The sequence below is a fragment of the Bacillus cereus group sp. N11 genome, from assembly GCF_016483605.1.
Lineage (GTDB): Bacteria > Bacillota > Bacilli > Bacillales > Bacillaceae_G > Bacillus_A > Bacillus_A toyonensis.
On record NZ_JAEHBN010000002.1, the window covers coordinates 163,726 to 175,726 of the forward strand.

A 12,001-nucleotide genomic window follows, 5' to 3' on the forward strand; every position below is an offset into this window, starting at 1 on the left:
TTTTAAAACTGTTAAGATGTGTATTATGAGATATAATAAGAGTGCACAGCAAGTTTTAAACTTCTTTAAAACAGGCAGTAAAGCTCCTTTTCCCGAAGGAGCTTTCTTTTTTAGAAATTTGTTGATAATGATTCTCTTTAATGATAAAATGTATTCAAAAGTGATAATCATTATCAAAAAAAGGTTGGTGCGCGAGTATGGTATATGCATTAGTAGCAGGTACAGTCGCTGTATATGCAGTTATTGCGAAATATGTTTTAAATGGAGTAGGAACAGCAAAATGAATAAAATGACATAAAATCCCTTTCATTTGTAAAAAGAATGAAAGGGATTTTTTATTTTTAATGAGAATATGCTGAAAATTTAGTATGATAGTAAAGTGAAACTGTAATCAATGGGGAGATGCATCTCTCACTGATTAAGAGCTCGCAAATAGCGGGAAAAAGTATATACATCTTGGATAAAGGGGAACAAGGGGATGACAAACATAGTACAGACAAACGGTATGAAAAAACTTGTTTGTTTTTATGAAGAGTGGCAAAAACACGGCGATGCAGAGAATAGCTTAAAGTTGTTTGAAGTGATTCAAAAATATAAACAAGAGCAGCTTATGATAGCATTCTGCGGCCACTTTTCGGCAGGGAAATCAACCATGATGAATCATCTATATAAAGCGCAGTTGTTACCAACAAGTCCGATTCCGACAAGCGCTAACGTCGTCAAAATTGAAAAGGGATTAGATCGTGTTGTTGTAACGGTCAAATCTGGAGAACAGTACGAATATGACGGTGCATATTCAGCAGAAGAATTAAAACAGATTTGTAAAGATGGCGATGAGGTAATTGGTGTTCATATTTATCGAAATGATGCGCCAATTCCTGAGGGAGTTATGTTAGTTGATACACCAGGAATTGATTCGACAGATGATGCCCATCAACTAGCGACAGAATCGACACTTCATCTAGCAGACGTAATTTTTTATATGATGGATTATAATCACGTCCAATCGGAAGTGAATTTGCAATTTGTTAAAGAATTGAAACAACGTAATAAAACGGTTTATCTCGTTGTAAATCAAATAGATAAACATAAAGAAAATGAATTATCATTTGAGGATTATAAAGATAGTGTGAAACAATCGTTCTCTAACTGGGATATTGAAGTAGATGGAGTTTATTATACGTCATTACGAATGATGAACCATCAACATAATGAAATTGGAAGTTTAGAAACATTAATTACTTCTATTATGAAAGAAAAAGAGCAGTATGTAAGAGAGGGAATGGAGCGAGAAACAGAATATTTAATGGGAGAACATTTCTCGTTTATTGTTTCTGAAAATGAAAAAGCTCTTTTGACATATGAGGAAGAGTTAGCATCACCGCTTTCGATTTCAGAAATAGTTGAAAAGAAAGAAGAGCTAACGGAAACTAAACATCGCGAGGCTAGTAAAGAATCTCATGTGAGAAACGAATTTATAAAAGGTTTACAAGCTATATTAGATAACGCGTATTTAATGCCATTTGAAATGAGAGAATTGGCAAATGCATATTTAGAAACGAAATTAACAAAGTTTAAAGTTGGTTTGCTATTTGCGAAAGGAAAGACGGAGCAAGAAAAACAAAGACGTGTAGAGGCGTTTTATTCTGCCCTTCAAAAGACTGTTGAAACGCAACTTGATTTTCATGTGAAAGAATTTATTGTAGCCTTCTTAAAAGAAGAAGGATTGTTCACGGAGGAAATTGGGAAAGACATATATGCTTTAGAAATTGCTTTTGGACCAGAAATGTTAGCTGAAGTCATTAAACAAGGTGCAGGTTTCACAGGTGATTACTTACTTCTTTATACAGCGGATGTAGCGAATGAACTGAAGAAACGTTATTTTACAAAAGCACAGCAAATTTTTGATAAAAGTGCAGTCGTTTTAAAGCAAAAAGTGAAGGAAGCAGTTGCTCGTATGGAAGAAGAGATTGAAAAATATACGATGTTGCAAACGGCAAAAGAGACGGAATTACAATACAGTAACAATTTAGAGACATATGAAAGTTATTTACAAAATGTTTGGCACGAGCGTGTTGCTACACCAGATGGATTGCAAATAGAGGAGATATTGCAACGTGAAAAACAAATTGTTAGTGAGAAATTCACACTACAAGAGCAGGAAATTGTAAATGATAATGTAGCGGCTCATGAAGAAGAGATAAAAGGAACGGCAGCTTTAAATATTCAGCGTATATTAGAGAAAGTGAAGAAAGCTGAAATGATATTAGAGCCATTGCCAGCGCTGAAACATGTACAGCAAGAGGTGATAGAAAAAAGGCGTCGTGTGGAAACGAAACAATTTACAGTAGCGTTATTCGGAGCTTTTAGTGCTGGGAAATCATCATTTGCCAATGCCTTACTTGGTGAGAAGGTACTTCCTGTATCACCAAATCCGACGACGGCAACGATTAATCAAATTTTGCCGGTTACAGAGGAAAAACCACACGGAACAGTAATGGTTCAATTCAAATCAAAGCAAGCTCTATTAGAAGATATGAAAGCTGTTTATAAGCTGTTTCATTATGAGATTACTACGTTAGATGAGGCGTTAGCACAAATTGATAAAGTTATGAAATATCCTTCACCGAATGGGAAGCAAAAAACAACATTTAGCTTTTTACGAGCGGTACAAAAAGGGTATGATGCAGTTTCTACTTATTTAGGAGAACAAGTACAAGTCACATTAGAAGAGTTCTCTGATTATGTAGCGAATGAAGAAAAATCATGCTTCGTTGAGTATATGGAGCTTTATTATGATTGTGCTTTAACAAGGCAGGGAGTAGCGCTTGTAGACACACCTGGAGCGGATTCTATTAATGCTCGCCATACTGATGTTGCATTCCAGTATATTAAAAACGCAGATGCTATTTTATTTGTAACATATTATAACCATGTATTCTCTCGTGCTGATCGTGAATTTTTAATTCAGCTTGGTCGTGTAAAGGATACTTTTGCTCTTGATAAAATGTTCTTCTTAATTAATGCGGCGGATTTAGCAGAGTCTGAAGAAGAACTTGAAATGGTAAAAGGTTATATCGCAGATCAGCTACTGCAATACGGTATTAGAAATCCGCGTTTATTTGCAATTTCAAGTTTATGTGCGCTTGAAGAGAAACAAGGAAAGAATGTTAAAAAAGAGAAGTATGGTATTTTACAAAACTCTGGAATTACTAAGTTTGAGGAATCATTTACGTCCTTTATGATGAGAGATTTAATGCTTGTTTCTGTGCATGCTCTATATGGTGCGTTGAAAGGGGCAGATCAGCTTTTAGTAAACATGATAAATGGTGCAAAGCAGGGGAATGAAGAGAAAGAGAAGCAAACGAAAAAATATGAAGCAGAGCGTGATCAACTACTTCATATCATTTCATCATATAGTGTACTTGCTGAAGAACAGGCGATGCAAAATGAAGTGAAAGAGTTGCTTTATTACGTGCAACAGCGTCTATTCCTACGTTATAACGATGTGTTTACTGAATTTATTAATCCGGCGTCACTTCGAACGGATGGAAATGTGAAAACACAATTGCAACAGTGTGTTATGGAATTAGTAGCATTTATTCAGCATGATTTATTACAAGAAATGCGTGCGACATCATTACGTCTTGAAAAATGGATAGACGAAGCGATGAAGCGTGCAAAGGACGAAATTGTAGTGAACTGTAAAGTAGAAAATCAATCAATTTCTATGAATGGAACAGTGGAGTATGAATATAAAGATATTACACATAAAGAACCGTTCCCTTCAGTTGAAATAAAAGATTTCAAAAAAGCACTGGCACATTTTAAAAATGAGAAAAGCTTTTTTGAAAAGAATGACAAAGCTTTTATGCAAGAAGACGCTAAATCTGTATTAGAACCGCTTGTATCAAACTATGTAGCCGATGAAAAAGATTTATTTGTTCATCATTATAAGCAAGAATGGGATATGAAGTGGAACTTATTCCAAAAAGTGATGCAACAAGATGTGATGAACTATTATGAAAGTATATTGTTTGCATTGGCTGAAACGATCGATGTATTTCTATATGAACAAAGTAAAGAACAATTGCACAAGCAGTTAGTAGAGATTGAAAAAGAAATTTATGTTATATAGTCGTTATGAGAAAAAGATTCGTTCAATTTTCTTTTGCAGTACAGTATCTAAAGATTTGACAAATCCAGCAAATTCATCGGTAGAAATCATATGAGTAAGAACGAGTCGTCTGCCATCTGGTGTTTCACCGCATAAGACGAATGAAGAAAATTCGTATGTTTTATTTTCAACTACTAATTTTGGATAGGAATACGTGTCGCTTTTCTTCTTCTTTCCATCAATAGAGATGACGTTGCATTTTTTCTCATTGTTGTCCATGGTGAATCCCTCCTTTCTATTATTTATGGTAGACAAGGAGGGTTTAGAACAATAGAGATGGGGGGATTTTTTATGTCTTTTGTAATAGAACGTATTTTAAAAGAGGCTATACCGAAGTCTTTATTGCTACTTGCTGATCCAAGTGAACGGCAAATAGCTATATATGTACAAAGAGGGTTAACATACGTAGCAAAGCAAGGGGGCAGCGTCATCGGTGTGTATGTTCTTTTGGAAACAAGGCCGAAGACGATGGAAATCATGAATATTGCGGTTGCAGAGCATTTGCAAGGAAAAGGGATTGGGAAGAAGCTATTAAGGCATGCCGTAGAAACTGCTAAAGGATATGGTATGTCAAAACTTGAAATTGGTACAGGCAATTCTAGTGTTTCACAACTTGCTTTATATCAAAAATGTGGATTTCGTATTTTTTCTATTGATTTTGATTACTTTTCGAAGCATTATGAAGAAGAGATTATTGAAAATGGCATTGTATGCCGTGATATGATTCGGCTTGCAATGGAATTGAATTAGAACGTATAACTTATTTAGGGGGAAGAGAAGATGGAAGTACATAAAGCAATTACAGCACATTCTCGTAAACAAAATGAAAGTGTAAAAGCATGTTTACAATTAGATGCGCAGCGTGAAGCAGCTATTGAAGCAGCCGTATCTCTTGCGTCAAATGGGAAAGAATTTTCGGTTGATGTCATTAATGTTGTAACAAAGCAAATTAATGATCTTGCAAAAAATGGTGTTACCTTACAGCGTAAATATGTTACAGAAGAAATGGTTATGGAGTATGTAAGTCGTTTACAAGAGAAAGAAGGTCGTTAAAGATGATAGTTACAGTCGAATGGTTACGTGAGCATATAGAAGATGAGAACGTCCGTGTAATCGATTGTCGTTTTGATTTAGCGAATCCTAATTGGGGTAGAGAAAAGTATGAAGAAGAACATATTCCTCATGCGTTATATTTTGATTTGAATTTAGATTTATCAAGTCCTATAGCAGAACATGGTGGCCGCCATCCGTTGCCAAGCATTGAAGAGTTTGCGGACAAGCTTTCGGAGGTTGGTATTGATGAACATACGACAGTAATTGCGTATGACAGTCAAGCTGGTGCAAATGCTGCTCGTTTATGGTGGTTATGTAACTATGTAGGACATGAGAAAGTATATATATTAGATGGTGGTTTCCCGGTTTGGAAAGAGAATGGACTACTGACAACAACGGAAATTCCTGTTGTTATACGAAAAACATTCAAAACAAACATACAAGATCATATGCTTGTATCGATGGAAACAGTAAGAGAGAATATCCAGGCAGGTGCAGATGTTACGTTAATTGATTCAAGAGAGCCGAAACGTTATGCTGGTGTAGAGGAACTTGTCGATTATAAAGCAGGACATATTCCGACAGCAGCAAACTATTTTTGGAAGGATGGAATGTTGCAATCAGGACAATTTAAGAATGAAGCTGAGCAACAAGAACGATTCCAAAATCTGTCGAAAGATAAGGAAACCATTGTATATTGTGGTTCTGGTGTTACGGCATGTCCAAATATCATTGCGTTAAAATTGGCTGGATTCCAAAATGTTAAATTGTATGCAGGTAGCTGGAGTGATTGGATTTCTTATCCAGAAAATCAAATTGCAAAAGAAGAAGATTAATCACTTGCATGCAAAAATAATTTGTATTAAAATAAGGTCACAAGCAAGAGATTGCTCGAAAAACTTTGTATTTTACACATTGGAAACAATGTGATAATATAACGACAAGTAAATAATACATCCTGCGGTGTACGTAACTTATTTATGTCTAAAACCGATGTTAGTTATACGGAAGCTCAATATTTAGCGACCATCATCAAGCCTTCCTTGTGGAGGAAGATGTACGGTAACTGTGAGGGCATCCACCTGCGAGTAGCGGGTTTTTGGACATTTACGAGGAGCGGCACGTGCGGGGGTCTTATTTCAACTAACCTTATATAAAATTCCTACGGTGTACGTAGCTTATGCATGTCTTAAACCAATAAGTTTAATATGGAAGTTCAATATTTAAATGTAGCTAACATGCCATCTTTTTAAGAAGGAAGTTACAAACATTTGTGAGAGCATCCACCTGTGAGAGCAGGTTTATGGACATCTAGAGAGAACGGCATATGTGGGGCTATATAAAAACCTTACGTTTTATACGTAAGGTTTTTTTGTTGCATAGATATATCAATATTATCTTGATTCACCTGTGAAGTTTCCGTAATAAATGTAGCACTTTCTGTCTTCATCAATCTCTCTTGAATCCAAGGAGAATTCCATAGACATGCCGTCTCGCTGAATATATATAATATCTGAATGAAGAGATGGTAAAATTTCTTCGTAGTTCCATACATCTTGACTATCTACTAAGCTTGAACTCGTTTCACTTAGTTCTCTAATTTCAAAACCGATGTGGGAGTATGTAGGGTCTGAAGGGTCATTGGCGAAAACTTCTTTTTGAATATAAATAACTGCTGTTCCGTCTGGATCAACCGAAGTTGCAGTAACAACATAAGTATTTTTCTCTTTAATAAAATATTCACAAGTCATGCGTGCGATAATTTCAGAATTAGAAATATTGGCGTAGTTCCATAAAGCAGGATACCCTTTCGTTTCATCATTAAGTCGATATTCTAAGCGCATTTAATCCCTCTTCTTCCTTTTTCTTCTACTTTATCATGCCATCCTATATAATAGGAATAGAATTTAAAAAGGGGAGTGCGAAGGTGACAAAAACGAAATGGCTAGTAGGTGGTGTCGTAACGTCTTTAATGACTGGCACTTTATTTGGTTGCGCACAAGATCTTCCCCCAAAACCGAATGATAATAGTTGTTCTGATTGGGATTGGGATGATGAACTTGGGGTATGGCAGTGTGATGATAGTAGTTCAGGTTATCGTGGGCATTATTTCTATGGTGGGCGATACTATCAAAATAAATCCACTTTTAAAAATTCATCGGCGTTTAAATCGTATCAATCGTCTGCTGAATTTAAAGGTGGAATTGGAAGCGGTTCAAAGGGAGGATTTGGAGGCTAAAATATGTCGCAATACATAAGGGATCGAAAAGAATTTTATTTAAAATATCCGAATTTTTGGTCGGATTTATATGAATGTGAATATAGTTTGTTTCATGTTTTTTCTATAACAAATCAGACTTTGGAACAATTACACTTAGCGACTGAACGAATGGGTAAAATATTTTTTAAGACTGCTAGACTTTTGCGAAATTTAAGTGACGAACAGCTTCTTGAGCTTGGTTTTCCTCCTGCGAGCTTATCATTCATTAGAATGATAGGATTATATCCTGAATCTGTTATTTCACGATTTGATTTCGTTATAACGGTTGATAACCAAATTAAAATGCTTGAGTTTAATAGTGATACACCAACTTTTATTATGGAATGCTTTCAAATGAATGGAAAAGTTTGTGAAAACCTAGGTTATGATGATCCAAACTCGGATCAAGAACGATTACTATCTTCTGGTGTTACGAAAGCTGTAATGGAAGCGACAAAGGGATTAGACAATCCAAATGTTGTTTTTACAGCACATCATGAACATATTGAGGATTGGAATACGACTATGTATTTAAGTCAGTTATGCCATGTTGAAAATAAAGTAGTGCCAATGTCAGAACTTAGAATTACGAAAGATGCTCTAGTTGATAAAGATGGGGCGAAGATTGATGTTTTATATCGCCAAACGTATCCGATAGAAGATTTAATTGAGGATCAAGATCCTGAAACAGGAGATTTGGTAGGTGTGGAACTGCTGCAACTTGTAAAAGACGGAAATCTCTTTATTATAAATCCTTTGTCTGCCTTTTTACTTCAGCCAAAATCAATTCAGTGTCTTATTTGGGGATTAGCAGAAGAAGGGGCTTTTTATACAAATGAGGAACAACAGTGGGTTAAAGAATATATGCTACCTACATATTTAGAACCAGATTTATTTTTAGGAAAAGGTTCTTTCGTTCAAAAACCTTCGTTTGGTAGGGAAGGTGACACAATTACAATTCGCGATAAAGACACGAATATTATGATTCGAAATGCACATGAAACATATAAAACGTCATTGCCGATATTTCAAAAGTATATAGAGCTTCCAGTTGTATGTTTGGAAACTGAAAAAGGAGTGGAGAAACTATCGTATGTGTTTGGGGCGTTTTTAATCGCTGGAAAAGCGAGCAGTATCGGTATACGTGCTGGGGAAAAGATTACAGGAAATGAATCTTATTATTTACCAGTAGGTATTAAGAAGGGGGAAAATAAATGATTAATTTTTTACTATATTTAGCAGTATCACTCGCACTTTTATGTATAGGTTTGTTCCTTATGGAAGTGACAACGAAAGTGAAAGAATTTAAGTTAATGGCTCAGGGTAACAAAGCGGTCAGTTATGTACTTGGAGGAAGGGTACTCGGGCTAGCTATCGTTTTATATTCAACGGCCGCTAATTCCATTTCACTTTTGGATATGGTTTCGTGGGGAGCGGTTGGTATTTTGGCCCAAATTATTGTTTATTATTTAGCTGAGTGGCTTACACCACGCTTTAATATAAATAAAAGCCTTGAAGAAGATAATCAAGCAGTCGGCCTGTTTCTTATGTTTTTATCACTTTCAATTGGTATTGTAATTGCTGGTTGTGTAACTTACTAAAAACTTACGTTTTATACGTAAGTTTTTTTCGTTCGCTAACTTGTACTATATATGAGAAAATAGGCTAACAACAGAGAGGGCTTTTCTGTAATAAGGAAAAGTTTCCATACAAAGTGTTGACATCTATTTTAAATAAGAGTAACATTTTCTATGTAATTAAAATAAGTCTCTGTTAGGTGAGGCTCCTGTATAGAGAAATGCTACTGCCCAAAAATGTCGAGAGACGCCAATGGGTCAACAGGAATGATCGAATTAAGGTTTTTCTTAACGTAGCTGGTAATGAACCTATGCTATACAGTGCTAAAACTCGGCGAGGGAGAGGTCCGTAGATTTCTAATTATATTAGGAATCGTTTATTTGTGTATGCAATGACCTTTGCTCTCTTATGAGTAAGGGTCTTTTTTGTTACCAATCTATGAGTCATTTCATAGTATAAACTATAAAAATAAACGAGGAGGTGAGGAGCATGTCAAATTCTGACTCGGTTCCGTTACCCATATACTTCAAATCAAAAATATATGATGTAGGCAGGAAACGACTTGTTCCTCCCTCTATATTTATCATAATGTAGCGTTTATATACATAATTAAGCGCTAGACACTTTCACGGTAAAGTGGATAAATTGAGAAACAAAGCGTTTCTTCCTATGTTGTAAAGGAGGAGACGATAATATGTTATATGTAAACAAAACTGTGGGTAACACGTCATATAAACAAAGTAAAAAATCAATGAAAGAACAAACAATGCTTCAAAAAAATAAAGATTTATTAATTGAAATTGCAACAAGAGATGTAAAATCTGTATTTGCGTATTTTAAAACAACAAGAGACGGATTATCTATGAAAGAGGCGCAAAAACGTATTCAAGTATACGGTCGAAATGAATTAACTTCAAAAAGAGCGCGTATTGCAGAAGTAATAATGAAGTTAAGTGGAATGATTCCAGGTTTTTCAAAACAACATGTGCGTGATCAATTGCAATGTGAAACAATTACTGTGTCTAGAGTAGAATGTGCTAGTAGTACAGGGCTAAATAACGAACTGAAAATGATGAAGTTACCAGTACAAGAACTTGTACCAGGAGATATGATTTTTCTTTCAGAAGGTGATATAGTACCGGCAGATGTACGTATCATTTATGCAAATGATTTATTAGTAAATGAATCTGTATTGACAGGGAACGATGCAAATGTTGAGAAATTTGAAAGTTGCTACCACCTTGAACGTAAAAGATTTATTCCATTAAAACGGATGAAAGACTATAATCCACTTGAACTTGAAAATGTATGTTTTAAAGGTACTAATATTATTGGTGGAAATGCAAAGGCTGTAGTTGTTTCAACAGGTAAAAATACGTATTCAGGAATACTTCATACTTGTTGCAGTAGAACGTCTTAATGTGTTAATGATGCTAAATATATAAAAACAATGTATAATAGACAAAGTTGAAAAAACGTAGAATGGTAATCTATTTATATAACCTTACGTGATAACGTGGGGTTATTATTTTTTGTTAGTAGGAGAGGAATTATGAAAAAAGTATTATTAGTTGATGGTATGGCACTATTATTTCGTGCTTTTTACGCAACAAGTGTCTACGGACAATTTATGAAACGACAAGATGGTACCCCGACGAACGGGATTCATGGTTATATGAAGCATTTATTAACAGCAACACAAGCAATCGAACCAACGCACATTGTAACGTGCTGGGATATGGGAAGTACGACATTTAGAACGGAATCTTTCTCGAATTATAAAGCAAATCGTGCAGCACCGCCAGAAGAATTAATTCCGCAATTTGATTTAGTGCAAGAAATGACTGCGAAATTATCTATGCCTGTAATAGGCATGAAAGGTTATGAAGCGGATGATTGTATTGGTACGCTTGCAAAACAATATTGCAATGAGGCAGAAGTTTATGTTTTGACAGGTGATACAGATTTACTTCAACTTGTTGATACGAATGTTACAGTTATGCTTCTTCGTAAAGGAATTGGAAATTACGAGTATTACACACCGGAAAAAATCATGGAAGAGAAAGGTGTAGAACCTTGGCAAATTGTCCATGCGAAAGCTTTCATGGGAGATACGAGTGATAACTATCCAGGCGTAAAAGGTATTGGTGAAAAAACAGCGTATAAGCTTATTCAAGAATACGGCACAGTATCGGCAGTACTAGAAAATATAGCATCATTAACGAAAGCGCAGCGTACAAAAATTGAAAGTGATTTAGAGAATTTAAATATCTCTTTACAATTAGCGCAAATTCATTGTGAAGTTCCAATTTCATGTTCGTTAGAAGAAGGGTTACACACAATGGACGAAGAAAAACTACGCTTTGTATGTAACGAAATGAATTGGGGAAGACCTGAAATATTAATAAACATGTTATAAATACTAGAAAGACCGATTTAGAATGAATCGGTCTTTCTTTTTTTGTTCACAAAGTTGTCAGAAAATAAACGGAATTTTCATGTGAAGTTCAAATGGATTTCACAACAATCAATTATTATAAGTCTACACAGATAAATCCTTATCCCGCATTAACGGGCGGTGGGACTTCTATATCAATATTATCGCTGAATAAAGAGTGATGATGGAAGAGTAACTCCCTGTAAAGGCCCGATTGATGTAGGCTAATAATTAGTGAGGGTACATCCTTTCATTGATTAAAGTTTCAAGTTATCTTTTATATAAACCATCCCCCAAGGAGGAAAATAAACATGCGAAAAAAAGTGAGAAAATCCTTTAAACAATTATTAATAGAAAATAAACAATCCCTACTAACTAATAAAGAGAATATGAAAGAAATTGAAGAACGGATTGAGAAACGACATGTAGCATATAGTGCTGCTAGCAATTGATAATTTTGTTTATGAAAAAAGCTTGTAGGTTGGATATTATCCGA

The 12,001-nt window shown here is 35.2% G+C and carries 12 protein-coding genes, 2 other RNA genes and 1 riboswitch; of the genes, 12 read left to right on the forward strand and 2 right to left on the reverse strand.

The window, feature by feature from the left end; translation table 11 throughout:
- The first annotated feature begins 478 nt into the window (after positions 1-478).
- Positions 479-4,138, forward strand: a complete 3,660-nt coding sequence (locus JDS98_RS04675) for a dynamin family protein (protein ID WP_199633598.1) — start codon at positions 479-481, stop codon at positions 4,136-4,138.
- 3 nt (positions 4,139-4,141) lie between these two features.
- Here the strand turns inward: JDS98_RS04675 and JDS98_RS04680 are convergent, their stop codons facing one another.
- Positions 4,142-4,396: a DUF3931 domain-containing protein gene (locus tag JDS98_RS04680; RefSeq protein WP_000369740.1), complete on the reverse strand. Its 255-nt coding sequence runs from the start codon at positions 4,394-4,396 to the stop codon at positions 4,142-4,144.
- Positions 4,397-4,468: 72 nt separating this feature from the next.
- Here JDS98_RS04680 and JDS98_RS04685 point away from each other — a divergent pair, with 72 nt between their 5' ends.
- The 5 genes from JDS98_RS04685 (at position 4,469) to ssrS (JDS98_RS04705) (ending at position 6,570) form a co-directional block, all read left to right on the forward strand.
- A complete protein-coding gene (locus JDS98_RS04685) occupies positions 4,469-4,927 on the forward strand; it encodes a GNAT family N-acetyltransferase (RefSeq protein WP_000011414.1) in 459 nt (152 codons plus the stop codon).
- Between the two features lie 30 nt (positions 4,928-4,957).
- Positions 4,958-5,230, forward strand: a complete 273-nt coding sequence (locus JDS98_RS04690; RefSeq protein ID WP_000451820.1) for a YpbS family protein — start codon at positions 4,958-4,960, stop codon at positions 5,228-5,230.
- Between the two features lie 2 nt (positions 5,231-5,232).
- On the forward strand, positions 5,233-6,066 hold the full coding sequence (locus tag JDS98_RS04695) for a sulfurtransferase (RefSeq protein ID WP_000637579.1): 834 nt from the start codon (positions 5,233-5,235) through the stop codon (positions 6,064-6,066).
- Between the two features lie 116 nt (positions 6,067-6,182).
- Positions 6,183-6,365, forward strand: a non-coding RNA gene (ssrS, locus tag JDS98_RS04700) — 6S RNA.
- Between the two features lie 21 nt (positions 6,366-6,386).
- Positions 6,387-6,570, forward strand: a non-coding RNA gene (ssrS, locus tag JDS98_RS04705) — 6S RNA.
- A 54-nt stretch (positions 6,571-6,624) separates the two neighbouring features.
- On the opposite strand, the gene JDS98_RS04710 is transcribed toward ssrS (JDS98_RS04705), so the two are convergent.
- The gene (locus JDS98_RS04710; RefSeq protein ID WP_001235522.1) at positions 6,625-7,074 is read right to left on the reverse strand and encodes a hypothetical protein; all 450 of its coding nucleotides are present in this window, start codon (positions 7,072-7,074) and stop codon (positions 6,625-6,627) included.
- A gap of 83 nt (positions 7,075-7,157) precedes the next feature.
- Between JDS98_RS04710 and JDS98_RS04715 the strand changes: the two genes are divergently transcribed.
- The 6 genes from JDS98_RS04715 (at position 7,158) to JDS98_RS04740 (ending at position 11,957) form a co-directional block, all read left to right on the forward strand.
- Complete coding sequence (locus JDS98_RS04715) at positions 7,158-7,469, forward strand: hypothetical protein (protein WP_000169030.1); 312 nt, start codon at positions 7,158-7,160, stop codon at positions 7,467-7,469.
- Between the two features lie 3 nt (positions 7,470-7,472).
- On the forward strand, positions 7,473-8,708 hold the full coding sequence (locus tag JDS98_RS04720; protein WP_000084943.1) for a glutathionylspermidine synthase family protein: 1,236 nt from the start codon (positions 7,473-7,475) through the stop codon (positions 8,706-8,708).
- Positions 8,705-9,091: a DUF350 domain-containing protein gene (locus JDS98_RS04725; RefSeq protein ID WP_000606849.1), complete on the forward strand. Its 387-nt coding sequence runs from the start codon at positions 8,705-8,707 to the stop codon at positions 9,089-9,091. Before JDS98_RS04720 ends, JDS98_RS04725 begins: the two co-directional genes overlap by 4 nt.
- Positions 9,092-9,252: 161 nt before the next feature.
- Positions 9,253-9,418: riboswitch (M-box (ykoK) riboswitch) on the forward strand.
- Positions 9,419-9,762: 344 nt separating this feature from the next.
- A complete protein-coding gene (locus tag JDS98_RS04730) occupies positions 9,763-10,488 on the forward strand; it encodes a P-type ATPase actuator domain-containing protein (RefSeq protein ID WP_000967618.1) in 726 nt (241 codons plus the stop codon).
- 132 nt (positions 10,489-10,620) lie between these two features.
- Positions 10,621-11,487, forward strand: coding sequence for a 5'-3' exonuclease (locus JDS98_RS04735; RefSeq protein ID WP_000757079.1), 867 nt, complete (start codon positions 10,621-10,623; stop codon positions 11,485-11,487).
- A 329-nt stretch (positions 11,488-11,816) separates the two neighbouring features.
- On the forward strand, positions 11,817-11,957 hold the full coding sequence (locus JDS98_RS04740) for an FbpB family small basic protein (protein ID WP_001228051.1): 141 nt from the start codon (positions 11,817-11,819) through the stop codon (positions 11,955-11,957).
- Positions 11,958-12,001 lie beyond the last annotated feature (44 nt).

What these genes read in the sequence shown, in the direction of transcription:
- JDS98_RS04690 (WP_000451820.1), top strand. Translation starts at nt 4,958, where the DNA reads ATGGAAGTACATAAAGCAATTACAGCACATTCTCGTAAACAAAATGAA.
- JDS98_RS04725 (WP_000606849.1), top strand. Translation starts at nt 8,705, where the DNA reads ATGATTAATTTTTTACTATATTTAGCAGTATCACTCGCACTTTTATGT.
- JDS98_RS04710 (WP_001235522.1), bottom strand. Translation starts at nt 7,074, where the DNA reads ATGCGCTTAGAATATCGACTTAATGATGAAACGAAAGGGTATCCTGCT.
- JDS98_RS04675 (WP_199633598.1), top strand. Translation starts at nt 479, where the DNA reads ATGACAAACATAGTACAGACAAACGGTATGAAAAAACTTGTTTGTTTT.
- JDS98_RS04680 (WP_000369740.1), bottom strand. Translation starts at nt 4,396, where the DNA reads ATGGACAACAATGAGAAAAAATGCAACGTCATCTCTATTGATGGAAAG.
- JDS98_RS04735 (WP_000757079.1), top strand. Translation starts at nt 10,621, where the DNA reads ATGAAAAAAGTATTATTAGTTGATGGTATGGCACTATTATTTCGTGCT.
- JDS98_RS04730 (WP_000967618.1), top strand. Translation starts at nt 9,763, where the DNA reads ATGTTATATGTAAACAAAACTGTGGGTAACACGTCATATAAACAAAGT.
- JDS98_RS04695 (WP_000637579.1), top strand. Translation starts at nt 5,233, where the DNA reads ATGATAGTTACAGTCGAATGGTTACGTGAGCATATAGAAGATGAGAAC.
- JDS98_RS04740 (WP_001228051.1), top strand. Translation starts at nt 11,817, where the DNA reads ATGCGAAAAAAAGTGAGAAAATCCTTTAAACAATTATTAATAGAAAAT.
- JDS98_RS04685 (WP_000011414.1), top strand. Translation starts at nt 4,469, where the DNA reads ATGTCTTTTGTAATAGAACGTATTTTAAAAGAGGCTATACCGAAGTCT.
- JDS98_RS04720 (WP_000084943.1), top strand. Translation starts at nt 7,473, where the DNA reads ATGTCGCAATACATAAGGGATCGAAAAGAATTTTATTTAAAATATCCG.